The 26,798-nt window shown below is 65.7% G+C and carries 30 protein-coding genes; 23 read left to right on the top strand and 7 right to left on the bottom strand.

The annotated features are described in order from the left end of the window. Positions 1-33 precede the first annotated feature (33 nt). Both C8J40_RS05670 and C8J40_RS05665 read right to left on the bottom strand, forming a co-directional pair. Entirely contained in the window at positions 34-543 is a 510-nt protein-coding gene (locus C8J40_RS05670; protein ID WP_132896152.1) for an RNA polymerase sigma factor, read from the bottom strand. 150 nt (positions 544-693) lie between these two features. Next, a complete protein-coding gene (locus C8J40_RS05665) occupies positions 694-1,500 on the bottom strand; it encodes a hypothetical protein (RefSeq protein ID WP_132896151.1) in 807 nt (268 codons plus the stop codon). A gap of 180 nt (positions 1,501-1,680) precedes the next feature. Between C8J40_RS05665 and C8J40_RS05660 the strand changes: the two genes are divergently transcribed. From C8J40_RS05660 to C8J40_RS05645, 4 genes are all read left to right on the top strand, one after another. Continuing rightward, entirely contained in the window at positions 1,681-3,357 is a 1,677-nt protein-coding gene (locus C8J40_RS05660) for an ATP-binding protein (protein ID WP_243693221.1), read from the top strand. Next, the gene (locus C8J40_RS05655; protein ID WP_132737713.1) at positions 3,354-3,944 is read left to right on the top strand and encodes a response regulator; all 591 of its coding nucleotides are present in this window, start codon (positions 3,354-3,356) and stop codon (positions 3,942-3,944) included. Before C8J40_RS05660 ends, C8J40_RS05655 begins: the two co-directional genes overlap by 4 nt. A gap of 199 nt (positions 3,945-4,143) precedes the next feature. After that, positions 4,144-5,004, top strand: coding sequence for a helix-turn-helix domain-containing protein (locus tag C8J40_RS05650; protein ID WP_165911370.1), 861 nt, complete (start codon positions 4,144-4,146; stop codon positions 5,002-5,004). A 54-nt stretch (positions 5,005-5,058) separates the two neighbouring features. Then, the gene (locus tag C8J40_RS05645) at positions 5,059-5,328 is read left to right on the top strand and encodes a hypothetical protein (RefSeq protein ID WP_132896149.1); all 270 of its coding nucleotides are present in this window, start codon (positions 5,059-5,061) and stop codon (positions 5,326-5,328) included. Here C8J40_RS05645 and C8J40_RS05640 read toward each other — a convergent pair. Continuing rightward, positions 5,325-5,606 carry a hypothetical protein gene (locus C8J40_RS05640; protein ID WP_132737704.1) on the bottom strand — a complete coding sequence of 94 codons (282 nt, stop codon included), beginning with the start codon at positions 5,604-5,606 and terminating at the stop codon, positions 5,325-5,327. The genes C8J40_RS05645 and C8J40_RS05640 overlap by 4 nt on opposite strands. Before the next feature lie 162 nt (positions 5,607-5,768). On the opposite strand from C8J40_RS05640, the gene trmB reads away from it, so the two are divergent. Further along, a complete protein-coding gene (gene trmB, locus C8J40_RS05635; protein ID WP_132896148.1) occupies positions 5,769-6,449 on the top strand; it encodes a tRNA (guanosine(46)-N7)-methyltransferase TrmB in 681 nt (226 codons plus the stop codon). A gap of 134 nt (positions 6,450-6,583) precedes the next feature. Further along, positions 6,584-8,368, top strand: coding sequence for an AMP-dependent synthetase/ligase (locus C8J40_RS05630; protein ID WP_132896147.1), 1,785 nt, complete (start codon positions 6,584-6,586; stop codon positions 8,366-8,368). Between the two features lie 157 nt (positions 8,369-8,525). On the opposite strand, the gene C8J40_RS05625 is transcribed toward C8J40_RS05630, so the two are convergent. Continuing rightward, positions 8,526-11,432 carry a M16 family metallopeptidase gene (locus C8J40_RS05625; protein ID WP_132896146.1) on the bottom strand — a complete coding sequence of 969 codons (2,907 nt, stop codon included), beginning with the start codon at positions 11,430-11,432 and terminating at the stop codon, positions 8,526-8,528. Between the two features lie 148 nt (positions 11,433-11,580). Between C8J40_RS05625 and C8J40_RS05620 the strand changes: the two genes are divergently transcribed. The 15 genes from C8J40_RS05620 to C8J40_RS05550 all read left to right on the top strand — a co-directional run bounded on the left by C8J40_RS05620 (position 11,581) and on the right by C8J40_RS05550 (position 23,814). Continuing rightward, positions 11,581-12,468 (top strand): aspartyl/asparaginyl beta-hydroxylase domain-containing protein, encoded by an 888-nt coding sequence (locus tag C8J40_RS05620; RefSeq protein WP_243693220.1) that lies wholly within the window; start codon positions 11,581-11,583, stop codon positions 12,466-12,468. 282 nt (positions 12,469-12,750) lie between these two features. After that, complete coding sequence (locus C8J40_RS05615) at positions 12,751-13,323, top strand: NifU family protein (protein WP_056050182.1); 573 nt, start codon at positions 12,751-12,753, stop codon at positions 13,321-13,323. Beyond that, complete coding sequence (locus C8J40_RS05610) at positions 13,323-13,916, top strand: malonic semialdehyde reductase (protein WP_132896145.1); 594 nt, start codon at positions 13,323-13,325, stop codon at positions 13,914-13,916. Before C8J40_RS05615 ends, C8J40_RS05610 begins: the two co-directional genes overlap by 1 nt. Before the next feature lie 149 nt (positions 13,917-14,065). After that, positions 14,066-14,695 (top strand): tRNA (adenosine(37)-N6)-threonylcarbamoyltransferase complex dimerization subunit type 1 TsaB, encoded by a 630-nt coding sequence (tsaB, locus tag C8J40_RS05605; protein WP_132896144.1) that lies wholly within the window; start codon positions 14,066-14,068, stop codon positions 14,693-14,695. Then, on the top strand, positions 14,695-15,183 hold the full coding sequence (locus C8J40_RS05600) for a GNAT family N-acetyltransferase (RefSeq protein WP_132896143.1): 489 nt from the start codon (positions 14,695-14,697) through the stop codon (positions 15,181-15,183). Before tsaB ends, C8J40_RS05600 begins: the two co-directional genes overlap by 1 nt. A 74-nt stretch (positions 15,184-15,257) precedes the next feature. Continuing rightward, on the top strand, positions 15,258-15,680 hold the full coding sequence (locus C8J40_RS05595; protein ID WP_055873135.1) for a Fur family transcriptional regulator: 423 nt from the start codon (positions 15,258-15,260) through the stop codon (positions 15,678-15,680). A gap of 13 nt (positions 15,681-15,693) precedes the next feature. Beyond that, the gene (locus tag C8J40_RS05590; RefSeq protein WP_243693219.1) at positions 15,694-16,398 is read left to right on the top strand and encodes a lysophospholipid acyltransferase family protein; all 705 of its coding nucleotides are present in this window, start codon (positions 15,694-15,696) and stop codon (positions 16,396-16,398) included. Positions 16,399-16,694: 296 nt separating this feature from the next. Next, the gene (gene miaB, locus C8J40_RS05585; protein WP_132896142.1) at positions 16,695-18,011 is read left to right on the top strand and encodes a tRNA (N6-isopentenyl adenosine(37)-C2)-methylthiotransferase MiaB; all 1,317 of its coding nucleotides are present in this window, start codon (positions 16,695-16,697) and stop codon (positions 18,009-18,011) included. A gap of 380 nt (positions 18,012-18,391) precedes the next feature. Then, complete coding sequence (locus C8J40_RS05580) at positions 18,392-19,396, top strand: PhoH family protein (RefSeq protein ID WP_132737677.1); 1,005 nt, start codon at positions 18,392-18,394, stop codon at positions 19,394-19,396. Positions 19,397-19,446: 50 nt separating this feature from the next. Further along, positions 19,447-19,701 carry a type II toxin-antitoxin system VapB family antitoxin gene (locus C8J40_RS05575; protein ID WP_132896141.1) on the top strand — a complete coding sequence of 85 codons (255 nt, stop codon included), beginning with the start codon at positions 19,447-19,449 and terminating at the stop codon, positions 19,699-19,701. Continuing rightward, entirely contained in the window at positions 19,698-20,093 is a 396-nt protein-coding gene (locus tag C8J40_RS05570; protein WP_132896140.1) for a type II toxin-antitoxin system VapC family toxin, read from the top strand. Before C8J40_RS05575 ends, C8J40_RS05570 begins: the two co-directional genes overlap by 4 nt. A gap of 19 nt (positions 20,094-20,112) precedes the next feature. Continuing rightward, the gene (ybeY, locus tag C8J40_RS05565) at positions 20,113-20,622 is read left to right on the top strand and encodes an rRNA maturation RNase YbeY (RefSeq protein ID WP_132896139.1); all 510 of its coding nucleotides are present in this window, start codon (positions 20,113-20,115) and stop codon (positions 20,620-20,622) included. Between the two features lie 8 nt (positions 20,623-20,630). After that, positions 20,631-21,527, top strand: coding sequence for a hemolysin family protein (locus C8J40_RS05560; RefSeq protein ID WP_132896138.1), 897 nt, complete (start codon positions 20,631-20,633; stop codon positions 21,525-21,527). 105 nt (positions 21,528-21,632) lie between these two features. After that, the gene (locus C8J40_RS05555) at positions 21,633-22,196 is read left to right on the top strand and encodes an outer membrane beta-barrel protein (RefSeq protein WP_165911369.1); all 564 of its coding nucleotides are present in this window, start codon (positions 21,633-21,635) and stop codon (positions 22,194-22,196) included. 289 nt (positions 22,197-22,485) lie between these two features. Next, positions 22,486-23,814, top strand: coding sequence for a sorbosone dehydrogenase family protein (locus C8J40_RS05550; protein WP_132896136.1), 1,329 nt, complete (start codon positions 22,486-22,488; stop codon positions 23,812-23,814). Positions 23,815-24,021: 207 nt separating this feature from the next. On the opposite strand, the gene C8J40_RS05545 is transcribed toward C8J40_RS05550, so the two are convergent. After that, entirely contained in the window at positions 24,022-24,219 is a 198-nt protein-coding gene (locus tag C8J40_RS05545; RefSeq protein ID WP_132896135.1) for a DUF2007 domain-containing protein, read from the bottom strand. Continuing rightward, the gene (locus C8J40_RS05540) at positions 24,216-24,776 is read right to left on the bottom strand and encodes a pyridoxamine 5'-phosphate oxidase family protein (RefSeq protein WP_132896134.1); all 561 of its coding nucleotides are present in this window, start codon (positions 24,774-24,776) and stop codon (positions 24,216-24,218) included. The genes C8J40_RS05545 and C8J40_RS05540 overlap by 4 nt, the downstream gene beginning before the upstream one ends. 49 nt (positions 24,777-24,825) lie before the next feature. Here C8J40_RS05540 and C8J40_RS05535 point away from each other — a divergent pair, with 49 nt between their 5' ends. Next, complete coding sequence (locus C8J40_RS05535; protein ID WP_132737655.1) at positions 24,826-25,071, top strand: type II toxin-antitoxin system CcdA family antitoxin; 246 nt, start codon at positions 24,826-24,828, stop codon at positions 25,069-25,071. Continuing rightward, positions 25,072-25,362 carry a CcdB family protein gene (locus C8J40_RS05530; protein WP_060523792.1) on the top strand — a complete coding sequence of 97 codons (291 nt, stop codon included), beginning with the start codon at positions 25,072-25,074 and terminating at the stop codon, positions 25,360-25,362. On the opposite strand, the gene tldD is transcribed toward C8J40_RS05530, so the two are convergent. Further along, complete coding sequence (gene tldD, locus C8J40_RS05525; RefSeq protein ID WP_132896133.1) at positions 25,359-26,786, bottom strand: metalloprotease TldD; 1,428 nt, start codon at positions 26,784-26,786, stop codon at positions 25,359-25,361. The two genes, C8J40_RS05530 and tldD, sit on opposite strands and share 4 nt — an antisense overlap. Positions 26,787-26,798: the final 12 nt, after the last annotated feature.

Genomic DNA, 26,798 nt, shown 5'->3' with positions numbered 1-26,798 from the left:
AAGACGGAGGCGATCGCGTACGCCCTTGAAGATTCACGACTCATAGCGTCGCTTCGCATCGATCATCGCGCGGTAGGCTTTCCGCAGGTCGCCCTCGACGGTGCTGAGGCTTACCCCGAACTCCGCGGCGACCGCGCGTTGCTCGACCCCGTCGATGCGGTGGCGACGGAAGATCCGCGCAGCCCGGTCGCCGACCGACTGCAACGCCGCCTCCGCAAGCGCCGCCTCTTGGCGCGCGATCACGACGCGTTCGGCGGACGGCTCGTCGGACCGATCGAGCGAAGGCCCGCCCGTCGCCTCGGTCCACGCCCGATCACGCTTCTCCGCCTGCCGCGCCGCGCGGTGGCGATCGAGCATCAGGTTGTTCGCCATCCGGTACAGATACGATAGCGGCGATGCGATCGGCCCGGTCGGCGCCGACTGAATCCGCACCCACAGTTCGTGCAGCAAATCCTCCGCATCGGCCGCGCCGAGCGACCGGATGAACCGCAGCAGCGCATCGCGGTTTGCGAGAAAAACGGCCTCAAGGCCCGAGGAATCCATGTTTCGCCCGTGTCGTTAGGCCGCCGATCGGCACTCGACGGCACCGTGTTCCCGGCGGGACGTACCGCGCTTGCCCCGGACGTACAATGAGCACGACCTATCGCACCTGCGAGGCAAGGCACCGAGATCCGCCCAAATCCGGTTAGGCGGCTAGATCCTACGCGATCCGCGCGGCATCAACCGATATTCCGGATCATCGCTCTGCACCGCGGCCAGGTGCGCATCCATGACCTGTCGCATTGCCTCTGCGGTGTTGGCGATACCGGGGCCAGGCGCGCCGTCCTGATTGAGCGATCCACAATTGCAGGGTGGATCGAGCAACGCGACGATCCCTCGCTCCATCGCGCGGAGGTGCGGATCGAGCGTGGCCTTGTCCATCCCCGCCAGCCGACCGTGCAGCGATGGTCGCAAATACACGAAGGCGAACCGCGCCAGCATCGCTTCGTCGAGTAGCGCGAAGTCGTCCCAGTGCCGCGCCGCAAAGCGGAACTTTTCATAGTGCATTTGCAGTGCGCCGGCCGTCTTCGATAGGCGCCCGCGATCCGCCGCCAACAGCAGGTCGCCCAGGCGGGACGGCGCGTCGTCGCCAATCTGGTTGAGCGCCCGTTCGCCGATCGTGACGCCGTGACCGCGAAAGCTCATTCCCGCGATATGCTTGGTCCAGCGTTCACGGGCGACGTTGCCATTGGTCGGCCGGCCGATACCCGCAAACGTGCCGATATAGAAAAGCTCCCGGTCCCAGAAACAGGCATAGATCCCCGGCCCGCTATGCCCGTCGCGCGCGATCGCCCGCTGGCCGGCGTCGGTGGGCCGGTAGTCGACGCGCAGGTTTGCCAGCGCATGCGTGCCGGGCGCGTTCACGGTCCGCAGTCCAAGCAGGTCGTCGCCGCGGATCGAGATCGTCGGCAGGACCATCGGGCTGATCTGTTCACCCTCGATATTATGATAATAGTTCATCGTGCGTGGGCCGACATCGCATTTCCCGGACACTGGATGGGACCCCGTCGGTAAGCGCGGCGACCCAGCGGCGTCAGTCCGGGAAATACCCCCGGTACACAGCCTCCGGTCATGCTGGCGGCCTCCTGTCCGGGTATTTCCCTACTTCTGCCCGGCGTGGTTCGCGGTATCGAGGCGGGAATGGCTTCCGTTCCCCTTTCCGCCGCCGATCGTGCCGCCGAACGCGCCGCCGAACGCGCCAATGCTGCCGAGCTCGCAGCACTGGCGCCATCGCGCGACGGCCAGGCACGCTGGTTGCCGCGCGAGCGCGAATGGCTGGTGCTGGCAGGATACGGCGTCATCTTCGTCGCGCTGCACCGGCTGGCGGTCCTGTGGGGCGGGGTTGGCTATTATTCGCTCTGGTTTCCGGCTGCCGGGGTTCGCCTCGCCTTGTTCTGGCGGTTCGGCGCGCGTCTCGCACCGGCTGCGGCGATCACCGAGATCATCGTCCAGTGCCTGACCGGGGTCGTCGTGTTCACGCAACCCGAATGGCCACGCGGTATCATCGGTGTCGCCAGCCCCGTCCTCGCATACGGCATCGCGGTCGCGGCGGTGCGCCGGGTTGCCGATGGCGCTACCGGTAGCCTGGCGACCGCGCCGATGCCGCTCGGGCTCGCCTCCGTTCTGGCGCCGCTGGCCGCCGTCGCGTTCGCGTTGCCCTGGTCGATCATGCGGCCCGACATCACGAACGTCGCCAATGTCCGCGACGTGATCGCGTCGTTGACCGGATTTGCGGTCGGCGACATGCTCGGCGTCCTGCTGATCGCGCCGCCGCTGCTCTGGATCGCCGATCTGTCGAGCGGCAGGACCGCGATGCCCGCGATGTTTCCGTCGCACCGGCATATCGCGGAAGCCGTGCTGGTGCTCGGCCTGTCGCTCGGGCTGGTCGGAACGCTGGCGACGATCGGCCTCGGCATCCCGGCGACGCCGGTATTGCTGGCGATTGCCTGGATCGGGTTGCGGTTCGGCCGCGCCGCGGCGTGGGCCGCGATCGTCGTCACCGCGATTCTCGTCCTGCCCGAAACGACCGGCGCGATGGCCGTCGACCAACGACTCGCGCTCCATATGAGCCTCGCCGCGGTAGCCGTGGTCGGGTATCTCGCAGGCAGCTTCGCCGATGCCGAAGCGCGCGCGCTTGCTGCGGTGGCTCGGCGCGACCGGATGCTGTTCCAGGCCGAACGACTCAAGACGCTGCGGGCGATGTCGGTCGCGGTCATCCACGAGATCAGCCAACCGCTGTCCACGCTCGCGATCGAGGCGCGCCATCTGGTCGAGATTAGCGGCAACGCCGATCCCGATATCGTCGAGACGGCGCGGCTCATCGAACGCAAGACCGCGACGCTGTCAACGTTGGTCCGCCGACTGCGCCGGTTCGGCGGTCGCGCGGTCGACGAGCCGTCGCTGTTGCCGATCGGGACCCTGCTCGACACCGTCACGGCGTTGACCCGGCCTGAGGCGAGCGTCGCCGGTGTCGCGATCCGGGTCGCGCCCGTCGATCCCGAATGGACCGTGCTGGCGCAGGAGATCGAGATTGCGCAAGCGCTCGTCAATCTGGTTCGCAACGCCGTGCAGGCTACCGACGACGGCGTGGTCGAGATCGCCGTGACCCGCCGTGACGAACGGATCGCGATCGCCGTGGTCAATCATTGTGCCGATCACCCCCTCGTCCATGAGGGCATGGGAGTCGGCTCGCTCGTGGCGAAGGCGATCGTCGAGGCGCATGGCGGCACGCTGTCCCGCGCCGATCGTGGACTGGCGCGGATCGCGCATGTCGTCACGCTCCCGCTGGTCGGCACGCTCGTCGGAGACGCCGCATGACCTCGATCGCTTCCAGACCGACGGCGGTGTACGTGCTCGACGACGACGCCGATCTCGGCGCCAGCGTCGCGCGCCTGCTCGCCCGGCATGGCCACGCCGCCCGCGCGTTCGTCGAGCCGATCGCGTTGCTGCACGATTATCCGCGCGACCCTGCCGCCTGCATCATCTCCGACGTGATGATGGGCGACATGGATGGCTTCACCTTTGCCGATGCGGTCCGCGAGCTCGATCCGGATGTCGCACTGGTGTTCATGACGGCGTGGCCGACCACCGCCAACGCGGTCGACAGCGTCCGCCGCTATGGCGGGCTCGACTATCTCGAAAAGCCGATCGACGAGGATCGCCTGCTGACCGCGGTTGCCGAAGGCGTGGCATGGTCGAACAGCCGCCGCCTGCTGTCACGCCGTACCGCGTTGCTGACGACGCGCGAGCGCCAGGTGTTCGACATGCTCGTACGCGGCCATAGCAACAAGGCGATCGCGGGGGCGCTGGGGCTCAGCATCAAGACGATCGAGAACCACCGCGCCGCGATCGTCACCAAGACCGGCACCAACGGATTGGCGCAACTGATCGCGCTCGTTTCGTGAGCGCTGGGATGGCCCCGTTCGACAGCGGGTCGCCGCGCCAAACACCCGAAAACTCTGGATTTACGATGACCCGATCATGTCTCCCCGTCTCACATTTGAGACCTGTGGACATTTCGCCATTGTACAATCTCGATCAAGTGTTGGCCTTGGCAGGGAGTGGTCGACGCTGGTCGCGCACACCCGAGAATGGGATGTGACGATGCTGGTTTTTCCGATGCGCTCGACGACGGCCGTCGACGGGGTGATGGTGGCAACACGCTCGGTGGAGGGCGAATTGCGGTCGCGGATCGATGCGCTCGGCAACGTGGGGCACCGCCCGGCGGGCGCGTTCGATGTCTCGCGCCTGCCCGGAACCGCGCGGATCCTGGTGATCCCGGAAGGGACGCGGGTCTCGGCACGGATCCGCAACCGGTATTATGATCGGCTGCCCGATGTCGCCATCGTCGGTCCGTCGAGTCGTCCGGTCGCGTTGCAGATCGATGGCAAGGCGCCGGTCGAAATCCCGCTGAGCCCGCTCGACTGGTCGCGGCTGACGCCCGTTGTCGCCGCGACGGTGGCTGATCGGATCCTCGGCGCGGCCGATCTGGGAATCACGTGCCTCGACGACGTCGCCGATACGAACAAAGGCGATCTCGCTGGCAGGACGATTGCGCGGCTTGCCGATGCGGTGGTCGCACGCGGCATCGCGCCGCTCGATGGCACGACCGTCGCGCTGATCGCGCAGCTGACGGCGTTGATCGATGCAGGGGACATCGACGATGCCGCAACGGCCGCCGATCATCTGTCGACCTCGCCGCATAATCTTCGCCGGATTGCGCTGCGCTGGTTTGGCTTCCCCCCCAAGACGCTGTTGATGCGGCGTCGCTTCATCGCCGCGCTCGAGCGGTTTCAGGAGGCCGGAATGGACTTCGCGACGATCACGAATTTTGGGTATTTCGATGCATCGCACTTCCTCCGCGACGCCAACCGGTTTCTGGGGACCACGCCGCGGCGCTATCTTCGCCGCATCGATGCCTCGGCTCATGGCAAGTCGGCATCCGACCGCCCGGATTACCGGTAGCGCGAAGGCCGGGATCGATGATCCAGATCAACGTCCAACGACGAGGACACGAGCATGACCAGTGAACGGTCGGACCCTCCGACCACGACCGAAGCGTGGCAGGATCGGGTCGCCTACCACCGCGACCGCGCGGTTCAGGAGAAGCTGCTTGCGCAGCGCTCGAAGACCGAGGCGGCGCGCGCGGCACATCTCCTACTCGCCGATCAGCATCTCCAGATGATGGCGTCGGCAGAGTTCGTCGTGGCGATGACCGACCCGGAGATGCCCCAAAGCTCGTCGCTGCAGGTCACGGGGTGGCTCATGCGGCAAAGTTATAGCAATTAACTGGAAAGATGGTCCGACGTCGCGTCGGCATCGATCTTTCCGAGATTGATTCCGTCGTACAGCGCTAGCAACGCGGTCACTTCCTCGACCACGGTCTCCTGCTCGGCCCGCCATCGCGCCGTGGCATCGTGCTGCGGCATGCCGCCATGCCCATCGTGCAGAGTAAAACCCTGATCTATCAACCAGATCGCATCTGCCGCCCGCGCACGCTGGCGACGCAGATGATAGACCCATTGTTCGATGATTCCCGATGGAACCAGCCTATCCAGATCGCCCATCCGTCATCCGGTACGGCAAGCATCGCGGCAACGCCAGAGTCCGGTCGCGCAAATTCCGCCGCGTCGAAAACGCAACCTCGCGCAAGGCGGCAGGCTCGATCCGAGCGGAAACACGCGTACGGCGCTTTGCGCGCGGCACGCAGATCGCTAGAGCGCGCGGCGATGACCGATCCTTCCATTATCCGCCGCCTGTACGGGCGACGCCAAGGCCATAAGCTCCGGCTCGGCCAGGCCGCGCTCGTCGAGGAAACGCTCGCCGACCTGTCGGTGCCCGAGAAGGGCCCAATCACCGCTGAAATGCTGTTCGGCGAAGACCGTCCGCTGCATGTCGAAATCGGCTTCGGCGCAGGCGAGCATCTTGCCGGCCAGGCCGCGGCGAACCCTGGCGTTGGGTTCATCGGCTGCGAGCCGTTCCTCAACGGCGTGGTTGGTGCGCTCTCGCACATCCGCGATGGCGAATTGACCAATGTGCGGTTGTACATGGGCGATGCGCTCGAAGTGATCGAGCGCCTGCCCGATGCCAGCCTCGACCGGCTGTACCTGCTTCATCCCGATCCGTGGCGGAAGGCACGCCATGCCAAGCGCCGCATGGTCAATCACGGTCCGCTCGACACGATCGCCGCCAAGCTGAAGCCCGGTGCCGAATTCCGGCTCGGCACCGACGATCCGACCTATTGCCGCTGGTCGATGATGATCATGAATGCGCGGCGCGATTTCGTCTGGCAGGCCGAGACGCCGCAGGATTTCCTGACGCGTCCCGACGACTGGCCCGAGACGCGGTACGAGCGGAAGGCGCGACGCCAGGGCCACGAGGTCTGGTATTTCCGGTACGTCCGGGTCTGACCGCGCACGGGGCCTAGCGGGACTCTGAAGCGCCGGACGGGATCGACGGTGTCGGTGATTGTCCGGCGCGAAGCTTCTCGCCTACAAGGGGCGCAACGAGGCGCGTCGGCTCCCGCTGCGCCCAGGGAGAGATCATGGCCCGTCAGCTCGAACGATTCCCGAACCTCGTCGCGATGTTCTTCGCGCGCGCCGCGGAGAAGGGCGATGCGCCGTTCCTATGGACCAAGACGAGCGGCACCTGGGTCGCCACCAGTTGGGCCGACGCCGCGCGGCAGGTCGCTGCCCTCGCCACCGCGCTCACCGCAATCGGCCTGAAACGCGGCGACCGCGTCATGCTGGTCAGCGAGAACCGGCCGGAATGGTGCCTCAGCGACCTCGCGATCATGGCGGCGGGCTGCATTACCGTGCCGACCTACGTCACCAACACCGAGCGCGACCACCTCCACATCATCGAGAACGCCGGCGCCTGCGCGATCATCGTCTCGACCGCCAAGCTGGCCAAAACGCTCCTCCCCGCGGTCATCCGATCGAATCAGGCGCAGACCGTCATCGGCCTGGAGGACATGAAGGTCCCCGCCGGAATCGACTTCCATAACTGGCACGCTTTGATCGCCGCGCACCCGACCACCCCCAAGACCGCCGCCGCCCGCGCCGACTTCGAACGCGAAGACCTAGCGTGCATCATCTACACATCGGGCACCGGCGGCGCGCCACGTGGTGTGATGCAACATCACGGCGCGATCCTCCACAATTGCGCCGGCTGCGCGTCCGTCATCTCGGAGGATTTCGGCTGGGACGACGAGGTGTTCCTGTCGTTCCTTCCCTTAAGCCACGCCTATGAACATACCGGCGGCCAGCATTTCCCGATCTCGCTCGGCGGCCAGATCTATTACGCCGAGGGCCTGGAAAAGCTCGCCGCGAACATCGAGGAAACCCGCCCGACGATCATGTTCGTCGTCCCCCGCCTGTTCGAAGTCCTCCGCACGCGGATCTCGAAGACGATCGAGAAACAGGGCGGCGCGTCGGCCTACCTGCTGCGTCAGGCCCTCGACATCGGCGGCAAACGCTACGCCGGTCGCCTCCGCCTGATCGACCGCCCGATGCAGGCCGCCGTCGCCACGCTGTTCAAGCCGAAGATCTCGAAGAAGTTCGGTGGTCGACTGAAGGCGATGATCTCGGGCGGCGCACCGCTCAACCCCGAGGTCGGCCTGTTCTTCGAAGCGCTCGGCCTCACCTTCCTGCAAGGCTATGGCCAGACCGAAGCCGCCCCCGTCATCTCCTGCAACCGCCCGAAGGCCGGCGTGCGGATGGACTCGGTCGGGCCGCCGCTCAACGACACCGAGGTCCGGATCGCCGAGGACGGCGAGATTCTGGTGCGCGGCGAACTCGTTATGCACGGCTATTGGCGCAACGATGCCGAGACCGCCAAAGTGCTCAAAGACGGCTGGCTCCACACCGGCGACATCGGCGAGATCGACGACCGCGGCCGGATCCGCATCACCGACCGCAAGAAGGACCTGATCATCAACGACAAGGGCGAAAACGTCGCCCCGCAAAAGGTCGAGGGTATGCTGACGCTCCAGCCCGAAATCGCGCAGGCGATGATCGCCGGCGACAAGCGCCCGTACATGGTCGCACTGGTCGTGCCCGATCCGGAATGGACGCAGGAATGGTGCGCAGGGAACGGCGACGCGTGCAGCTTCGCACGTCTGGCGGAGAACAGCGAGTTCCGCACCGCGATCGGCCATGCGGTCGAGCGGGTGAACGCGGACCTGACCGTAACGGAGCGGGTGCGCAGGTTCGTACTGGCCGACGGCCCGTTCACGATCGAGAACGAGCAGCTCACGCCGAGTTTGAAGATCCGGCGGCATGTGTTGAAGCAGGCCTACGGCGAGAGGCTGGACGCGCTCTACAAATAACCCTCTCCCCCACGGGGAGAGGGAGGGGCCCGCGCGCCCTTGCGCGTGGGAGGGAGAGGGGCGTGAGGCTCGCAACGCCTCCGACCAAAGCCCCTCACACTTCCGTCGCCAAGTGGCTCCTCCCTCCCTCTCCCCGACGGGGAGAGGGATTAAGCGGTCACTTCTTCGCCGCAGCCGGCACTACCGCCATCGTCCAATCCTTCTCCGGCCGCAGATACTTTGCCGCGGTCGCCTGCAACTCCACCGGCGTCGTTGCCACCAAGTCCGAAGCGATCCGCTGCGTCGCCGCGATCCGCCGCGGGTCGAACGTCGCGCCGCCAAGCTGCTGCAACCAGAACTGGTTTCCGGTCGAGGCGCGCAGGATATACTGCCCCATCGGCTTCTTGATCCGATCCAGCTCGTCCGCCGCGATCGGCGTCGACACCAGTTCCGCCGCGATCTGCCGCGCGATCTGGAAGAAGAACGACACCTTGTCGGGCGCGACCTGCCCGATCGCGACCATCCGGCCACCAGTGTTCATCCCCACCGGCCACTGGCTCGACACGTTGGGGCTGTAGCTCGCGCCCGCCGCCTGCCGCAGCCGCTCGAACAGCCGATCGCTGAACACCTGCGCCAGCACATCGAGACGCCGCGCCTCGACGATATTGTCGATCCCGCCACCGGTCGGCCATGCGATCACCGCCGCCGCCTGGTTCTCAGGCCCGGTATGCGCGCGCATCACCGGCGTCGCGTTGTGCGCCGGGAAGCCGACCGGCGCACCGACCGTCGACACCGCCGTCCGCGGCTTCATCGCCCCGAACGACTTCGCCACCGCAGCGATCGCATCCTCGGTCTTCACATCGCCAAAGATCGAGACCTCGATCGGCCCGGTCTTCAGGATCGGCTCCCAGAACGCGCGGAAGTCCTTCGCATTCAGCGCCTCGACGGTCGGCTTCGACGGGGTGCCCCAGCGCGGATCGCCCGCGCGCAGCAGGCCTTCGAGGTCACGCGACAACACGCCATCAGGTGACGAATCATAGCCCGCGAACCCGGCCAGCGCCGCGACCCGCGCACGCGCTACAGGCGCCGGGTCCCACGCCGGGAATGCGAGTTTCGCCGCCATCAGCCGCAACTGATCGGCATAATCCGCCGGCGACGTGATCGCGCTCAGCGTGAACGCATCGTCGTCGATCCCGAAGTCGAGCCCGATCCGCCGCCCCGCCGTCAGCTGGTCGAGATCGCCCTGATCGAGCTTGCCAATCCCGCCTGCGACCAGCGCAAGATCGCCCGCCCATGCCGGCGTCGGCCGGTTCGACGGGATCGCGGTGTACCCGCCACCAAACCGCACACGGACATAGACACGCCCGGTCTCGCCCGCGTTCGGAAACAGCAGCACGCGCGTGCCGTTGGCGAAGTTCACCTGCTCCATGTCGAACGCGGTGATCTTCTCGCGGCTCGCGACCTTGCCCGGCGTACCGAGCGACGGCAGCTTCGAGAAATCGACCGCAGCCTGCGCACGACGCTTGCCCGCCAGCCCCGAAACGTCCGCCTTCAGCGCAGTCGCCAGCTTGTTCGCGGCCCCTGCATCAGGCGTCTGCGTATTCACGAGCGCCCGCGTCGCGGTCCCCTCGAAGATCGCCTTGCTCGACGCGAGCAGCGTGGCGGGCGTGAACATGCCCTTCGCCTTGGCGTCCTGCAAAATCTTGTACGACGTTTCCGGCCCCGCCACCGTCTCGCGGATGTCGAGCGCGCCGACCATGTCGTCGGCTTGCTTCGAGCCCGCCTCGACCTTCGCCGTCTCGACGCTCGTCCGCATGATCGTGTCGAAATCGGCATATTCGCGGTCGACTTCGGCCTGGCTCGGCGCGTTGGTCTGCGCGTCGGCGATCACCGCGCGCACGTCCTTCAATGCCGCTTCCCAGTCGGTCCCGATCGGCACGATGTTGACGCTGGTCAGGTTCGCCGAGCGCGATACGTCGTCGATCGACACGCCCGCCTGGAGGAAACTGCCGCCGGCACGCGCCCGCGTTTCCAGGCGCCGGCTGATCAGGCGGGTGGCGAGCACGTCGACCAGCCGCTTCTGGTTCATGATCGCGGTGTCGTCCTTATACTCCCACGGCCGCACCACGCCGAGCGTCACCACCGCCGGGATCGCCGGCTCCGCGATCGTCGCGGAGACCGGCGCCTTCGGATCGGGCTTGCCGAAATCAGGGGCTGGGGTGACCGGGTCGGTGCGCTTCCAGTCGGCGAAGTTCTTGACGATCAACCGCCCGAACAGCGCCGGATCCATGTCGCCCGAGATGATGACGACGGTGTTCTCCGGCCGATACCAGCGATCGTGAAACGCCTTCACCGTGGCACCAGTGGCGGCTTCCAGCGTCTTGATGTTGCCGATCGGCGAGCGATCCGCGAGCGGCTGCCCAGCAAAGAACGTCGCCCGGATCGCATCGCCGAACCGCACCTGCGGCCCCGGCTGCTCGCGCTGTTCGGCGAGCACGATCGGGCGCTCGGCAGCGACCGACGCGTCGGTGATCGTCGGCTTCTCCATCATGCCGGACATGATCTTCAGGCTCTCGTCGAGCCCCGCCTCGGTTGCCGAGGGCAGGTCGAGCTTGAACGTGGTCGAGGTCGGCGTCGTCTGCGCGTTGGTGTCCGACCCGAAGGTCGCGCCGAACCGCTGCCAGACGCGCTTCGCCTCACCGTCCGGCACGTACTCGGAGCCACGGAACGAGAGATGCTCGATGAAATGCGCGAAACCGCGTTCGCTGTCGGTCTCGTTCAGCGACCCGGCATCGATCCGCACGCGCACCGACACCTGGCCCGGTGGCACGCCGTTCTTGCGCACTGCAAACCGCATGCCGTTGGGGAGAGTCCCGAACTTCCACTCCGGGTCCCGCGTAAGGTCGCTGCCCTTGTAGAGCCACGCGGTCGTATCGATTCCCGGCAGTTCGGGAAGCGTCGGCGCTTCCTTGGCGGGAGTGGAAGCGGCCTGTTGCGTCGCCATCTGGCCGCTTGCCGGAATGGCCAGCCCGAGCACGAGGGGGAGCAGGACGGGAGCGCGATACAAGCGCGAGAAAGACACCATGGCGTATCTGTAGCGGTCGCAGGCGTCGCTCGCCAGTGCCCTGCCTCCACGCCCGGCGTGCGGATGCCATCATTTCGTCCAACACTGCCGGTATATCGTGTTCTGACAACGGGATCGGCCGCGCGACGCGCCGGGATACAGGGTAGAGATGACGGTCGAAGCCGAACTGAGCCACGAACTGGGCCATGAACTGAGACAGTCTTCATTGTGGCGGGAATCGGGCGGGCCGGCAGTACGCCGCGGCGCCCGAATGCCCGACCTGAACGTGATCTCCGGCGCACCCAAACCCGGCGCACCGATGGTCGCCGAAGCCAACCGCCCGCTGATCATCCGCGTCGGCAAGCATTTGCGCGGCGTATTCGACCGGATGATCGCCTCGTCATCGCTGGTCGCCAACGATCCGGTGCTCGACGTCCGCGACTTCGCCTGGACCGCGGGCCTGCGCGAGAATTGGGCCGCGATCCGCGACGAGGCAGTCCGTGTCGCGCTCCAGGGCGAGGCATCCCCCAGCCTCGCGACGATCTCGCCCGATCACCGCTCGATCGCGGAAGTCGACAAATGGCGCTCGTTCTTTCTCTACGGCTACGGCTATCCGATCGAGGAGAGCCTCGCGCGCTGCCCGCACACGGCGGCCGCCGTCGCGCGCATCCCCGGTCTCAACAGCGCGTTCTTCTCGATCCTCGCGCCGGGCACGCACATCCCCGAGCATCGCGGCGTGACCAAGGGCCTGATCACCTGCCACCTCGGCCTGATCGTGCCGCGCGACGGCGACGTCCGCATGCGCGTCCACGACCGCGTCGTGCGCTGGGCGGAAGGCGAGACGCTGGTGTTCGACGACACCTACCAGCACGAGGTCTGGAACGACACGTGCGGTACGCGGGTCGTCCTGTTGATCCAGTTCGAACGCCCCCTGCGCAACCCGGGCAAGTGGATCGCCGACCTGTTCCTGGGCGTAGTCCGCCGCTCCGCCTTCGTCCAGGACGCGGTCCGCAACATCGGCAGCTGGAACGCCGCGGTGAAGGCGATGGACGTCTGAGTTCACCCCACCTGCCAACCCGTCGCTAATACAAACTCTGTCGCCACTACAAACTCCGTCACCCCAGCGAAAGCTGGGGTATCTCGGTTCGAGCCACGCGCTTCCCAGTGGGGATACCCCAGCTTTCGCTGGGGTGACGGACTTGAGGGATTACGAATTTGGGGGAGGCCCGGTCCGTTCAAAGCATGTTCTCCCGCGCAACGTCCCCCTCCTCATCCCCCGAAAGAAACCGTTTCCCGTTCCGCGCTTGATCCACCGCCCCCGTCGGGCCACATGCGGTGCATGCTCATCGAAACGGAATCCACCCCGAACCCCTCGACGCTGAAGTTCCTGCCGGGACGCACCGTCATGGACGCTGGCACGCGCGACTTCGCCACGCCGGAGGAGGCCGAGACCAGTCCGCTGGCCGAGGCGATCTTCAATCTCGGCGATGTGACCGGCGTGTTCTTCGGCCGTGATTTCGTGTCGGTGACCGCCGGGCCGGGCGTCGCCTGGTCGGACCTCAAGCCCGACGTGCTGGCGATCCTGCTCGATCACTTCTCCGCCGCGATGCCGCTGTTCAAGCCCGCGCGCGCCGGCTTCTCGGTGCCATCGGACGAGCCCGCGCTGTCGGACGATCCCGCCGACGCCGACATCGTCGCGCAGATCCGCGAACTCATAGACACCCGCGTCCGGCCCGCAGTGGCGAACGACGGCGGCGACATCGTCTATCGCGGGTTCGACAAGGGCAAGGTGTTCCTCCAGCTCCAGGGCGCCTGCGCCGGCTGCCCGTCGTCGAGCGCCACGCTCAAGAACGGCATCGAGCAGCTGCTCAAATACTACGTCCCCGAAGTCACCGAAGTGCGAGCAGTCTGATGCGCGAGAAATTGGACGACGCCGTCCTCGATACGATCTTCCGCGAAGCGCGCAGCTACAACGGCTACACCGACCAGCCGGTCGCCGAGTCCGAACTGCACGCGATCTGGGACCTGATGAAGTGGGGCCCGACCTCCGCCAACCAGCTCCCCGCGCGGCTGATCTGGGTGGTCAGCGACGAGGCCAAGCAGAAGCTGGCCGACGCGTGCAGCGCGCAGAACCAGCCGAAGATCCTCAAGGCCCCCGTGTCGGTGATCATCGGCATGGACACCAATTTCCACGAACACCTGCCCGAACTGTTCCCGCACGCCGACGCGAAATCGTGGTTCGACGGCAACGCCGAACTGCGCGAGGCGTCCGCCTTCCGCAATTCGACGCTCCAGGGCGCCTATTTCATCATCGCCGCGCGGATGCTCGGGCTCGATACCGGGCCGATGTCGGGCTTCGACGCGGGCAAGGTCGATGCGGCGTTCTTCCACGATACGCCCGCGGTGCGGACGAACTTCATCTCGACGCTCGGCCACGGCGATCCCGCGACGATCTTCGGACGCTCGCCCCGCCCCGACTTCGCGAAGTTCAACAGCATCGCCTGACAGCGCTAGCCAAATGCCGTCACCCAGCAAAAGCTGGGGTCTTCCCGTTAATGGCCACGGCTTCGCCAACCGGGAGGCCCCAGCCTGCGCTGGGGTGACGGGCGTTGGGACGTTGGGACGTTGGGACGTTGGGATGTGACGGAATAGAAATGCGCACGCTAGTAATCGAAACATCCACCACCGCCTGCTCGGTCGCGCTCATCGAGGACGGCGCCGTCCTCGCCCGTGCGCACGAAGTCGTCGGCCGCGGCCATGCCGAACGGCTCATACCGATGACCGCCGAGCTCCCCAACGGCGGCCGCGCTGACCGCATCCTCGTCGATTGCGGCCCCGGCAGCTTTACCGGCGTCCGCGTCGGGATCGCCGCAGCCCGCGGCCTAGCGCTCGGCTGGGGCGCGGAAATCGCTGGCTTCTCCTCGCTCCCGCTCATCGCCGCCGCCGGTTTTGCCGACCGCTTAACCGACGATATTGCGGTGATCATGGAAGGCGGGCATGGCGAGGTCTTCATGCAGGCCTTTGCCGCCGATCTGTCGCCGCGATCCGACATGGTATCGCTGAAGCCCGCCGCCGCGCTCGCCGCGCTGGCGGGACGACGCGCAGTCGGCAACGGCGTCCGCTGGCTTGCTGCACTTGATGCCCAGTTCGAAGGGAGCTTCGACCTCACCGAAGCGCTACCCGACGCAGCCTCCGCGATCCTGCTCCCGGCATCGCTGACCGCGCTCGCACCAAGCCCGATCTACGGCCGTGCCCCCGACGCCAAGCCCTCGGTCCCGAAATAATGGCCACGCGCCAAGCCGTCACCCGCACCGTCACGCTCCGCGCTGGCGACGCGCGCGATCTCGCGATCGTCGACGCGCTGATGACCGACGCGTTCGACCCGCGCTACGGAGAGGCGTGGACGCGTAGCCAGTGCCTCGGCGTGCTAGCGCTCACCGGCGTCCACCTCACGCTCGCGTTCGTCGACGACTTCCCCGCGGGGTTCACGATGACCCGGTCGGTCGCCGACGAAGCCGAACTCCTGCTGATCGCAGTCGCCCCCGATTATCGTCGTCGCGGCGTCGGCACCGCCTTGATCCGCGCGGCCATCGCCGAATGCTCGGTCGGCAGCATCGCCAAACTCCATCTCGAAGTCCGCGCCGGTAACGACGCGGTCAAGATGTATGCTACACACGGCTTCGCGAAGGTCGGTGAGCGCCGCGCCTATTACCGCGGCAAGACCGGCGTCGCGTATGACGCACACACCTATTCGAAAGATATCAACAGCTAAGGCTTATTGCGAGTCACTATCCCTTTTCGCAACAGCGCGGACGTCCTACATGGGGTGCAACGAGGGAATGACACATGCCGCGCAAGATCGATCTGGAAGCACTCTGCAACGAGAAGGGCCTGCGCATCACCGAGCAGCGCCGCGTCATCGCACGCGTGCTGTCCGAGGCGGACGACCATCCCGACGTCGAGAAGGTCTATGAGCGCGCATCGCAGATCGACCCCGGCATCTCGATCGCGACGGTGTACCGCACCGTCCGCCTGTTCGAGGAAGCCGGCATCCTCGACCGCCACGATTTCGGCGACGGCCGCGCCCGCTACGAGCCTGCGCCCGAGGCGCATCACGATCACCTGATCGACGTCGAGAGCGGCAAGGTGATCGAATTCGTCGATCCCGAACTCGAGCAGTTGCAGAAGGCGATCGCCGAGAAGCTGGGCTTCCGGCTGGTCGATCACCGCATGGAACTCTACGGCGTCGCGCTCGCCCGCAAGGACTGAGCCGATCGGCCGGGTGCGATTTGGGGCGCGGCTGGCGGCGCTGTTGCTCGCGCTGATCCTGGCGCTGCCGTTGCACGGGATGTGGCGGTTGTTCGGGCGAAAATCGCCGTGGCCGCCTCGCTTTCTCGGGTTGGTCGCGCGGATCGTCGGCGCCAAGGCGCATGTCGCCGGTACCCCGCTTCGCCACGACGTGGTTTTCGTCTCGAACCATCTGAGCTGGATCGACATCCTCCTCTTGTCCGGCGCGACCGGCAGCGCGTTCGTGGCGAAATCTGAACTCCGCAGCGCCCCGCTGGTAGGCTGGCTCTGCACGCTCAACCACACCATCTTCGTCTCGCGCGCGGACCGCATGGCGGTAACCGCCCAGATTGCCCAGATCCGCGACGCGTTGGCGGAAGACTGGCCCGTCACCCTCTTCCCCGAGGGCACAACCGGAGATGGCACCACGCTTCTCCCATTTAAGGCCGCGTTGCTGGCAGCCCTCGACCCGCCCCCGCCCGGCGTCCGCGTGCAACCCGTCCGCATAGACTATGGCACGGCGACCGACGAACTCGCCTGGGTCGGCGACGAGCTCGGCCAACACCACGCCGCCCGCGTGCTCAAGCGTCGGGGCAATTTCGTCGCGACGCTGCACTTCGCCGCACCGTTCGACCCCGCAGAATATGGCGACCGAAAAGCCATAGCCGCCGAAGCCCGCCGCCGCATGGAAGCGTTGTAACCCACGATCAAAGAGTGTTCCCCCGCGAAGGCGGGGGCCCAGACTGGACTCCCGCCTTCGCGGGGGAACAAGAGAGGGAAGCTCCCACCTATCCCCAATCTCAGCCGCCACCCCGGCGAAGGCCGGGGCCCAGTTGGAAAGGTCGCAGTAACGAGGCGCAGAGCTCAATTAGCGAGGTCCCCCAACTGGACCCCGGCCTCCGCCGGGGAGGTGCAAATCGCCAAGCGCCCTTCCACGCTCTACCAACCTAGCAACGCCCCCTCCCCCCACGCCCACAAATTTGGTACGGCCCCCGCATGTCCCCTCCCAAAACCTTCCACGTGAAATCGTTCGGCTGCCAGATGAACGTCTACGACGGCGAGCGCATGGCCGAACTGATGGCCGCCCAGGGCCTCACCCAGGCAGACGCGGTCGACGCCGACGTCGTCGTCCTCAACACCTGCCACATCCGCGAACGCGCCACCGAAAAGGTCTATTCGGATATCGGCCGCCTCCGGAAGGACCAGCGCCGAAAGTCCGGCAAGACGCCGATGATCGCGGTCGCCGGCTGCGTCGCGCAAGCCGAGGGCGAGGAGATATTCACCCGCGCCAAGGTCGACATCGTCGTCGGCCCGCAAGCCTATCACAACCTCCCCGACCTCGTCGCCAAGGCCGCCGCCGGCACGCCCTCGCTCGACACCGACATGCCGCTGCTGTCGAAGTTCGGCGCGCTCCCCGCCCGCCGGAAGGTCGCCCCCTCGGCGTTCCTAACCGTGCAGGAAGGCTGTGATAAATTCTGCACCTACTGCGTTGTCCCCTACACGAGGGGTGCCGAAATCAGCCGCCCGTTCGCCGCGATCGTCGACGAGGCGAAGGCGCTGGTCGATGCCGGCGCGCGCGAGATCACGCTGCTCGGTCAGAACGTCAACGCGTGGTCGGAGAATGAGCGTGGGCTTCACGACCTGATCCGCGACCTCGACCGCATTCCCGGCCTCGCGCGGATCCGCTACACCACCAGCCACCCCAACGACATGACGCAAGGCCTGATCGACACGCACCGCGACATCGAAAGCCTGATGCCGTTCCTCCACCTCCCCGTGCAGGCCGGCAGCGACCGAGTCCTGAAGGCGATGAACCGCAGCCACACCCGCGACTCCTATCTCCGCCTGCTCGACCGCGTCCGCGCCGTCCGCCCCGACATCGCGCTGTCCGGCGACTTCATCGTCGGCTTCCCCGGCGAGACCGATGCCGAGTTCGAGGACACGCTCAGCCTTGTCGATGCAGTCGGCTACGCGCAGGCATACAGCTTCAAATACAGCCCCCGCCCCGGCACACCGGCCGCGTCGATCGTCGAGCAGGTCCCCGAAGCCGTCATGGACGAGCGCCTCCAACGCCTCCAGGCAGCCCTCAACCGCGACCAGCACGCCTTCAACGCCGCCACCGTCGGCCGCACCTGCTCGGTCCTGCTCGAACGTGCGGGGAAACTCCCCGGCCAGCTGATCGGCAAGTCCCCCTGGCTGCAATCGGTCCACCTGATCGGCAACCACGCGATCGGCGATCTCGTCGAGGTGACGCTCGCCGCTGCCGGCCCCAACTCGCTAACCGGCATCGAACGGATCGCCGAAGCCGCCTGAAAACTATCGTCCCCTGATAGGGGAGGTGGCAGCCCGAAGGGCTGACGGAGGGGTGACCGCGCTATCGAGAGGGCGAAACCCCTCCGTCTGGCAAGCGCCAGACACCTCCCCTTACAGGGGAGGATCAGTGAGGACCTCTCCCTGCCGAGGCGCCAAGGCACCGATTTCGAGCCTTCGCGCGGACCCGGACGATTCCCCTGTCCTCTACTCCAATCCCCTGTCACACTCCTCGGCGATGCAGTTGCGCCCACGCGATCCGATGCTCTTCCGACCCGCCGTCATGGCGCGGGTTGAAGGTCGGCGCCCCGCTCCTCATCTTCCTTCCAGAGGTTACGGTTCGACGCTTCCAAGCGTAGCCTTTGACATCTCGAAAGGACCGTATGAGCCGTAAACCCGTTCCCGCCCAGTCCGGTGACCGCGCCCGTGTCGAGCTGCTGTTCGACAAGCCCCAATTGCTCGTCCGGCTCTTCGGCCAGTACGACCAGAATCTGGTAGCGCTCGAGAATCGCCTCGGCGTCTACATCACCGCACGAGGGAACAAGATCGGCCTGGAGGGCACCGCCGAACAGGTCGCCAAGGCCCGTGACGTGCTCCACGATCTCTATGCCCGCATCCAGCGCGGCGAAGACGTCGATACCGGCCTCGTCGACGCATCGATCGCGATGGCCGACGAGCCCGTGCTCGAAGGCATCATCCGCGCCGATGCCGGCGGCGGCGGTGCCCCGCCGATCATGATCCGGACGCGGAAAAAGACGATCGTCCCGCGCACCCCCGCGCAGGCACATTACATGCGCGAGCTCGCCAACAACGACATGATCTTTGCACTCGGGCCGGCAGGTACGGGCAAGACCTATGTCGCCGTCGCGCAGGCGGTGCAGCAGCTCATCACCGGCAGCGTCCAGCGCCTGATCCTCTCGCGCCCCGCGGTCGAAGCCGGCGAACGCCTCGGCTTCCTCCCCGGCGACATGAAGGAGAAGGTCGATCCGTATCTTCGCCCGCTCTACGACGCGCTCTACGACTGTCTCCCCGCCGAGCAGGTCGAACGCCGGATCGCCAGCGGCGAGATCGAGGTCGCCCCGATCGCGTTCATGCGCGGCCGCACACTCGCCGACGCGTTCGTCATCCTCGACGAAGCGCAGAACACCACGCCTGCGCAGATGAAGATGTTCCTCACCCGCTTCGGCCAGAACAGCCGCATGGTGATCTGCGGCGATCCCAAGCAGGTCGACATCCCCGGCGGCGTGGCGGCCTCGGGTCTCGCGGACGCCGTCACGCGGCTGGAGGGCGTCGAGAGCATCTCCATGTGCCGCTTCACCGTCGGCGACGTCGTCCGCCATCCCATCGTCGGTCGCGTCGTCGCGGCCTATGAAGGCACCGATGCTTGATGAACGGGATATCCTGGAGTACATCTTCAGGATATCCCCGGAGTCGGACGATGGCATCGCTCTATATCAAGAACGCCGATACCGCCGATCTCGCGCGTGAGGTCGCTGGCCTGCTCGGCACCAGCAAGACGGCAGCGGTCCACGACGCTCTCCTGCACCGCAAGCGTATGCTCGAAACGGAGAAGCTTGCGAGTATCCATGACCGGTTCGCGGCTTGGCGAGCGGCTCACCCGCTAGGCGAACCGACGGGGTTGGAAGCGGACAAGGCCTTCTACGATTCGCTCAATGACGAAGATGACGATTGATCGCGTTCCTGGACGCATCCGCAATGGTCGCAATCATGACGGGCGAGCCCGAAGCCTTCTCCCTCGAGAAGCGATACGGTCAGGCTGACGCGGTGCTGTGCTCGGCGATGTCGCTATGGGAAACGGTCCGCGCCGTAGCACGCAAGCGCAAGGTTCCCGTCGCCGTCGCGCACGCCGAAGTCGAGACGTTCATGGCCGACTTTGCACTCCGCCTCGTACCGATCGGCGAGACCGAGACCCGGGAGGCCATCATGGCTCACGAACGCTACGGCAAAGGGAACCACCCCGCGAAGCTCAACATGGGCGATTGTTTCGCATATGCCTGCGCGAAAACCCATGGCGCGGAACTTCTCTACAAGGGTAATGATTTCGCCCAAACCGATCTCGCCTGATCTCGCCTGAAGGACCTGCATGCTCGAAATCGCGCTCTCCTCCGACGCCCCTTGGCCTGAGCAGGACTGGGAAGCGCTTGCCCTGCGCGCAGCGACGGCGGCGATCGAGCGAACTCCGCATGGCGAGTTGCTGACCAGCACCGCGACGGTCGAGATTTCGATCCGGCTCGCATCCGACGAAGAGGTCCACACGCTCAACAAGCAGTACCGCCAGAAGGACAAGCCGACCAACGTCCTGTCCTTTCCGATGGTGCAGCCCGACCTGCTGGAGACGATCGCCCAGAATTCCGACGACGGCGAGGTGCTGCTCGGCGATATCATCCTCGCGCACGGCGTCTGCGTCGCCGAAGCCGCCGAGCGCAATATCTCGGTCGAGGATCATGCTATGCATCTGATGGTGCACGGTACGCTGCATCTGCTAGGCTATGACCATATCGACGACGACGAGGCCGAGGGCATGGAGCAGATCGAGCGTGATACGCTCGCCGCGCTCGGCCTCCACGACCCCTATCTGATAACAGAGGACTGACGACCACGATGGCCGATGGCCCCAATGCCGGTAACGGCGATAGTAGCGACAGTATCTGGCGCGGGCTCAAGGGCCTGATCTTCGGTGCTCAAGACGAGTCTCTCCGCGACCAGCTCGAGGATGCGATCGACCGGCACGAGGGCGACCCCGCCCCCGATGCGAAAGGCGATCTCACCCCGCTCGAGCGCCAGATGGTCCGCAACCTGCTCCACTTCAGTGAGCGCGATGCAGGCGACGTCGGCGTGCCGCGCGCGGACATCATCGCGGTCGAGGAGGACACGCCGTTCGCGGATTTGGTGAAGCTGTTCGCCGAGGCGGGCCATAGCCGCCTGCCGGTCTACCGCGACAACCTCGATACGATCATCGGCATGGTCCACATCAAGGACGTCTTCAACATCCTCGCGACCGGTGCCGAGCATCCGACGTCGATCGCCGGACTGATCCGCGAGCCTCTCTACGCGCCAATGTCGCGCGGGGCGCTCGATCTGCTAGCGGACATGCGACAGAAGCACGTCCACCTGACGATAGTGCTCGACGAATATTCGGGCACCGAGGGTCTGGTGACATTCGAGGATCTGATCGAGGAGATCGTCGGCGAGGTCGAGGACGAGCATGACGAGGCGCCGCAGGTGCTAATGACGCCGATCGAGGGCGGTGCGTGGGATGCCGACGCACGCGCCGAGCTGGAGGACGCCGCCGAATTGATCGATCCGCGTCTGGCGGAAGTCGACGGCGACATTGACACGCTAGGCGGATTGGCGGCACTTCTGGCCGGACATGTCCCGCAGATCGGCGAGTGCGTCGATCATCCGAGCGGGTGGAAGCTGGAGATCACCGACGCGGACGAGCGCCGCATCAACCGGCTGCGCCTGCATCCACCGGTGATCGAATTGGTCGAAGACTGATCAATCTCGCTATCCTGTAAACGGCGGTTCATTGCGGCTGGCCAATTATCTCCTTCTCGAAAAAGGGGATCAGCGATGAAGTATGCAGGCGTTATGGCAGCGATAATGGTAGCAAGCCCAGTGTCGGCCCAGGAAGTGGAGCTTCCCTTCACCGGTCCGTCGGTGGGTGTCGAGGCCGGACTACTCGAACACCATTTCGTGCTTCAGTTCGAAAACTACGAGAACGACACGCTCGTCGCCAGCTATGATCGTTATTACAGGGCCAGCAGCTTTGGTGGCGGCGTGTTCGCTGGCTATGACATCGCCGCATCCCGCAACTGGCGGCTCGGCCTCGAGATTGCCGGTACCACAGGAGGCCGGGACAACAGGGCGACGTTCGAGACGCTGGTCTACGAACAACGGCCCCAGTTCGGTGTTCGGGGCACGGCGCGTGCCGGCTACGTCCTGACACCGCGCGTCATGGCGTACGGATCGGTCGGCTATGGCGGCAACAGATACCGTATTCGCGACGCGCTCGGTATCGGCGACACGAATAAGTGGGGCAGCAGCTTCGTCGTCGGCGGTGGTGCGGAATACCGTCTCGGTCGCCGTTACGGGGTCCGCTTCGACGTCAAGCACGTCGACAACCAGACGTGGCAAGCGTTCGTGGGCATGCCGATCCGGTTCTGATCTCCGTCCTGTTCGAGATGCCGGCGGCCTTTTACTCCTCCCCGGCACGGGGAGGGGGACCGCGACGCACAGCGGCGGGGTGGAGGGGGCTCACTGTGAGCGCATCGTCAGTGGAAGCCCCCCCTCACCCGTCATTCCAGCCAAAGCTGGGATCTCCCGGTTCAAGCCACCGTACCTCCCTCATGAATATCCCAGCTTTCGCCGGGATGACGGACGCGGCGAGCGTTGGGGCGACGGGGAGTTTGCCGTAACCATTGCCCCAATCCCCTCGCCCCCCTAATCTCCCCGTATGCGCAAACACATCCTCATCGTCCTTGGCCTGATCCTGCTCGTGATCGCCGCGGGCGTCACCTATGTCGCCTGGCCCGATACGGCGGAACTGTCGGTCGACCAGGTCGCGGGCAAGCTGCCCAAGATCACCGATCCGCGCATCCAGACGATCCCGACCGTGAAAGTCGCCAAGGTCGTCGGCTGGCAGAACGGCGCGATGCCGACGCCCGCCGCGGGCCTGAAGGTCCAGCCTTTCGCGACCGGGCTCGATCACCCGCGCTGGATGTACCGCCTGCCCAATGGCGATGTGCTGGTAGCGGAAACCAACTCGCCGCCGCGCGAGGGCGGCGGAATCACCGGCTGGGTGATGAAGGTCCTGATGGGCCGCGCTGGCGCCGGCGTGCCGTCCGCGAACCGCATCACCTTGCTCCGCGACGCGAATGGCGACGGCGTTGCGGAAACGAAGTCGGTGTTCATGACCGGGCTCAACTCGCCGTTCGGCATGACATTGCTCGACGGACAGCTCTACATCGGCAACACCGACGCACTGGTCCGCGTCCCCTACACCGACGGTGCGACCAAGATCACCGCCAAACCCGAGCTCGTCATCAAGCTCAACCCCGGCGGCAATCACTGGGCGCGCAACGTCATTACCGCCGCGGACGGCAAGACGCTGTACGTCGGCGTCGGCTCCTCCTCGAACATCGCCGAGAACGGCATGGACGCCGAGAAATACCGCGCCAACATCCTGCAGGTATGGCCCAAGGACAAGAACTGGCGAATCTACGCCGCGGGCCTGCGCAACCCCAACGGCATGGCGATCAATCCCAAGTCGGGCGGGCTGTGGACCGTCGTCAACGAGCGCGACATGCTCGGCTCCGATCTCGCCCCCGATTACCTGACGCAGGTCGAGTTCGGCGATCACTTCGGCTGGCCCTGGTATTATTGGGGCGGCTATCCCGATAGCCGCGTCGAGCCGAAGAACCCCGCGCTCCAGCAATATGCGAAGCGCCCCGATTATGCGCTCGGACCGCACGTCGCCGCGCTCGGCCTGACCTTCTCGGCGGATGCGAAGCTCGGCGATCGCTTCGCCAATGGCGCGTTCGTCGGCGAGCATGGCTCGTGGAACCGCAAGCCGGTGTCAGGCTATAAGGTCGTGTACGTGCCGTTCGGCGATACCGGCTTCCCGGCAGCGAATGCCAAGCCAACCGACGTGCTGAGCGGGTTCCTGAACAAGGACGGCGACGCACAGGGCCGCCCGGTCGGCGTCATCACCGACAAGACTGGTGGCCTGCTGGTGGCGGACGACGTCGGCAATGCGATCTGGCGGGTTAGCGCGGGGGGCTGATCTCTGCGGAAGGCGGGCAAAGGTCTTGCCCTTTTCCGTCACCCCGGACGTGTTCCGGGGTCCACCGTTCCGCAAACGCGAACCCACGTAGCTTGCTGAACCGTGGATGCCGGAACAAGCCCGGCATGACGGATACCGTCGGTTATTGGAGAGCGCAGAAGTGTTCGCTTAATCTGGCGCCAATTTACTGACGCCTAACGCACTCGCTCACCCCGCTAAAATCCCCCTAGCCTCGTCCAGATCGTCTTCGTCGACCATCACGCGAACCGGGATCAGCAACCAGCTACCCTCCATGATCGACATCCCACCATCGAACGCGATCGCCGGGATGCCTTCGCTCTCGAGCCGCCCGACGATGATATGCGGCTCGTTGCGGCCGTACCGCCCCAGTTCGACGAGGCTCATTCTCCGGCACAGTCCGGCAACACGGTCGCGACTCGCACCGGCAGCCCGTCGATGCTCGTGGTCCGCCCCGCCCATTTCGCCAGCCGCTCGGTCCCCGTCTGCGCTGCGTGATATTTCGACAGCGTCTGGCGCTCGCGGTCCAAAGTCATGAACGGCACGCCCCAACCGCAACTCGTCTGCACCTCGTCGACATCGATCACGAAGATCTGCCGCGTACCCGGCAATGGCGTGAACCGCGCGTAAAGCTCGGCCCAGCCGTCATCCTGCGGCAACACCGCACGCCCCTTGCCATAGATGCGGAAGATCAGCGCGGGCTGGTCGAACGCGCAGAACATGATCGTGATACGCCCGTCCGCACCCAGATGCGCGTTGGTCTCGTTTCCCGACCCGCCGACATCGAGATACGCGACCGTCTTCGGATCGAGTACGCGAAAACTTTCCATGCCCTTGGGACTGAGATTGATCCTCGCGCCTTCCGCGGCTGTCGCAACGAAAAATACCGGCTGCCGCGCAACGAACGCGCGATGATCGTCGGTGAGCGCGGGGAAGAAGTCCATCGTTTGGCTCCGAATTGACGCGCATCGTTGACGCGCATACTCTATGCTCATGAAACATGATCCCATCGCAACCGGCAAGCGCAAATCGGTCAATATGTCGCTCGATACCGGCATCGTAGCGGCGGCACGGGAGGCAGGGCTCAACCTGTCCCAGATCAGCGAACACGCTATCAGGCAGGCAACGAAAGTCGAACAGGAGCGGCGCTGGAAGGAAGAAAATCGCGAGGCGATCGAGGGCTGGAACCACTGGTACGAAAAGAACGGCGATCCGCTCGCGCATTTGCGGTCGCTCTGAATGGCACAGTTCGACGTCTACCGCGTCCGCGGCAACGTTCTGGTGATCGATTGCCAGTCTGATCTTCTGGCTGATTTGCCGACCCGCTTCGTGGTGCCGCTTCGCCCGACCGACACCGTCGCACTCAAGAGGCTTACGCCAACCTTCGTTATCGACGGCACGGCACTGACCATGATCACGCCGCTAGCGCGCGCGATCGATGTCCGCGATATCGAAGATACCGTCACTACACTCGACGCAGCACAGTTCGAGATCAAGGCTGCGCTCGATATGTTGATCTCTGGGTTTTAAGCAGCCGTCCCGCCGACCGTCAGTCCATCGACCAGCAACGTCGGCTGCCCGACGCCAGCCGGCACCGACTGTCCGCCCTTGCCGCAGATCCCGATACCCTCGTCGAGCGCGAAGTCGTTGCCGATCCCGCGCACCTTGGTCAGCGAACTCGGGCCATCACCGATCAGCGTCGCGCCCTTGATCGGTGCTCCCAGCTTGCCATCCTCGATCAGATACGCCTCGGTGCAGCTGAACACGAACTTGCCCGACACGATGTCGACCTGCCCGCCGCCGAACGCTTTGGCGAAGATGCCCTTCTTCACCCGGCTCAGTAGTTCGGCGGGATCGTCGTTGCCGGCCTTCATGAAGGTGTTGGTCATCCGCGGCATCGGTGCGTGCGCGTAGCTTTCGCGGCGGCCGTTACCGGTCGCTTCGACGCCCATCAGCCGCGCATTCAAGCGGTCCTGCATATAGCCCTTGAGGATGCCGTCCTCGATCAGCACGGTCTCGCGCGTCGGCGTGCCCTCGTCGTCGATCGTCAGCGAGCCGCGGCGATCCTGAAGCGAACCGTCGTCGACCACTGTCACGCCCTCGGCTGCTACGCGTTCCCCGATGCGACCCGAGAAGGCTGACGTGCCCTTGCGGTTAAAGTCGCCCTCGAGGCCGTGGCCGATGGCTTCGTGCAACAGGATGCCGGGCCAGCCATTGCCAAGCAACACGGTCATCTCGCCAGCGGGTGCCGCGATCGAGTCGAGGTTCACCAATGCCTGCGACAAGGCTTCGTCAATCGCGCGGTTGTAGGTCTCAGGCTCGAACAGGTCGGTGTAGAGATAGCGCCCGCCGATCCCGTAGCTCCCCGTCTCGCGGCGACCATTCTGCTCGGCAACGATCGAAACGTTCAGGCGCACCAAAGGCCGCACGTCGGTGGCGACGAAACCGTCGGCGCGGACGATCTCGACCACCGACCATGTTCCCGACAGGCTGACCGACACCTGCGCGACGCGCGGATCGCGGGCGCGCGCCGCAGCGTCGATTGTCTGGCACAGGTTCACCTTGTCCGCGAACGGCACGAGGTCGAGCGGATCGGCGGCAGTGTAGCGGCGCTGATTGGTGCCCTGCGGCGGACCAGCCTTCCCGGCGACGCCGGGTTCGATCAGCGCCATCGTCTCGGCCGCGCGACGGATCGCGGCGGGGGTCATCTCGTTTGAATGCGCGAACGCGGTCATTTCGCCCGATACCGCGCGCAGGCCGAACCCCGAACTCGTATCGTAGGAGGCGGTCTTCAGCCGGCCGTCGTCGAACCCGAACGCCTCGGCCTTGCGGTACTGGAGATACAGTTCGCCGTCATCGGCCTTGCCGAGCGCCTTGGCGGTCAGCGCCTGCGCCTGTTCGGGGTCCAGGGTATCGCGGTAGAGGAACGAACGGGGGTCTGCTGCTATCGTCATCCGATAGATATA

It is taken from the genome of Sphingomonas sp. PP-CC-3A-396 (genome assembly GCF_004343105.1).
In the GTDB taxonomy this organism is placed as follows: domain Bacteria; phylum Pseudomonadota; class Alphaproteobacteria; order Sphingomonadales; family Sphingomonadaceae; genus Sphingomonas.
Note: the sequence above shows the minus strand (reverse complement) of the source record. Positions and strands in the feature narration are given on the sequence as shown.

What these genes read in the sequence shown, in the direction of transcription:
- C8J40_RS05670 (WP_132896152.1), bottom strand. Translation starts at nt 543, where the DNA reads ATGGATTCCTCGGGCCTTGAGGCCGTTTTTCTCGCAAACCGCGATGCG.
- C8J40_RS05665 (WP_132896151.1), bottom strand. Translation starts at nt 1,500, where the DNA reads ATGAACTATTATCATAATATCGAGGGTGAACAGATCAGCCCGATGGTC.
- C8J40_RS05660 (WP_243693221.1), top strand. Translation starts at nt 1,681, where the DNA reads ATGGCTTCCGTTCCCCTTTCCGCCGCCGATCGTGCCGCCGAACGCGCC.
- C8J40_RS05655 (WP_132737713.1), top strand. Translation starts at nt 3,354, where the DNA reads ATGACCTCGATCGCTTCCAGACCGACGGCGGTGTACGTGCTCGACGAC.
- C8J40_RS05650 (WP_165911370.1), top strand. Translation starts at nt 4,144, where the DNA reads ATGCTGGTTTTTCCGATGCGCTCGACGACGGCCGTCGACGGGGTGATG.
- C8J40_RS05645 (WP_132896149.1), top strand. Translation starts at nt 5,059, where the DNA reads ATGACCAGTGAACGGTCGGACCCTCCGACCACGACCGAAGCGTGGCAG.
- C8J40_RS05640 (WP_132737704.1), bottom strand. Translation starts at nt 5,606, where the DNA reads ATGGGCGATCTGGATAGGCTGGTTCCATCGGGAATCATCGAACAATGG.
- trmB (WP_132896148.1), top strand. Translation starts at nt 5,769, where the DNA reads ATGACCGATCCTTCCATTATCCGCCGCCTGTACGGGCGACGCCAAGGC.
- C8J40_RS05630 (WP_132896147.1), top strand. Translation starts at nt 6,584, where the DNA reads ATGGCCCGTCAGCTCGAACGATTCCCGAACCTCGTCGCGATGTTCTTC.
- C8J40_RS05625 (WP_132896146.1), bottom strand. Translation starts at nt 11,432, where the DNA reads ATGGTGTCTTTCTCGCGCTTGTATCGCGCTCCCGTCCTGCTCCCCCTC.
- C8J40_RS05620 (WP_243693220.1), top strand. Translation starts at nt 11,581, where the DNA reads ATGACGGTCGAAGCCGAACTGAGCCACGAACTGGGCCATGAACTGAGA.
- C8J40_RS05615 (WP_056050182.1), top strand. Translation starts at nt 12,751, where the DNA reads ATGCTCATCGAAACGGAATCCACCCCGAACCCCTCGACGCTGAAGTTC.
- C8J40_RS05610 (WP_132896145.1), top strand. Translation starts at nt 13,323, where the DNA reads ATGCGCGAGAAATTGGACGACGCCGTCCTCGATACGATCTTCCGCGAA.
- tsaB (WP_132896144.1), top strand. Translation starts at nt 14,066, where the DNA reads ATGCGCACGCTAGTAATCGAAACATCCACCACCGCCTGCTCGGTCGCG.
- C8J40_RS05600 (WP_132896143.1), top strand. Translation starts at nt 14,695, where the DNA reads ATGGCCACGCGCCAAGCCGTCACCCGCACCGTCACGCTCCGCGCTGGC.
- C8J40_RS05595 (WP_055873135.1), top strand. Translation starts at nt 15,258, where the DNA reads ATGCCGCGCAAGATCGATCTGGAAGCACTCTGCAACGAGAAGGGCCTG.
- miaB (WP_132896142.1), top strand. Translation starts at nt 16,695, where the DNA reads ATGTCCCCTCCCAAAACCTTCCACGTGAAATCGTTCGGCTGCCAGATG.
- C8J40_RS05580 (WP_132737677.1), top strand. Translation starts at nt 18,392, where the DNA reads ATGAGCCGTAAACCCGTTCCCGCCCAGTCCGGTGACCGCGCCCGTGTC.
- C8J40_RS05575 (WP_132896141.1), top strand. Translation starts at nt 19,447, where the DNA reads ATGGCATCGCTCTATATCAAGAACGCCGATACCGCCGATCTCGCGCGT.
- ybeY (WP_132896139.1), top strand. Translation starts at nt 20,113, where the DNA reads ATGCTCGAAATCGCGCTCTCCTCCGACGCCCCTTGGCCTGAGCAGGAC.
- C8J40_RS05560 (WP_132896138.1), top strand. Translation starts at nt 20,631, where the DNA reads ATGGCCGATGGCCCCAATGCCGGTAACGGCGATAGTAGCGACAGTATC.
- C8J40_RS05555 (WP_165911369.1), top strand. Translation starts at nt 21,633, where the DNA reads ATGGTAGCAAGCCCAGTGTCGGCCCAGGAAGTGGAGCTTCCCTTCACC.
- C8J40_RS05550 (WP_132896136.1), top strand. Translation starts at nt 22,486, where the DNA reads ATGCGCAAACACATCCTCATCGTCCTTGGCCTGATCCTGCTCGTGATC.
- C8J40_RS05545 (WP_132896135.1), bottom strand. Translation starts at nt 24,219, where the DNA reads ATGAGCCTCGTCGAACTGGGGCGGTACGGCCGCAACGAGCCGCATATC.
- C8J40_RS05540 (WP_132896134.1), bottom strand. Translation starts at nt 24,776, where the DNA reads ATGGACTTCTTCCCCGCGCTCACCGACGATCATCGCGCGTTCGTTGCG.
- C8J40_RS05535 (WP_132737655.1), top strand. Translation starts at nt 24,826, where the DNA reads ATGAAACATGATCCCATCGCAACCGGCAAGCGCAAATCGGTCAATATG.
- C8J40_RS05530 (WP_060523792.1), top strand. Translation starts at nt 25,072, where the DNA reads ATGGCACAGTTCGACGTCTACCGCGTCCGCGGCAACGTTCTGGTGATC.
- tldD (WP_132896133.1), bottom strand. Translation starts at nt 26,786, where the DNA reads ATGACGATAGCAGCAGACCCCCGTTCGTTCCTCTACCGCGATACCCTG.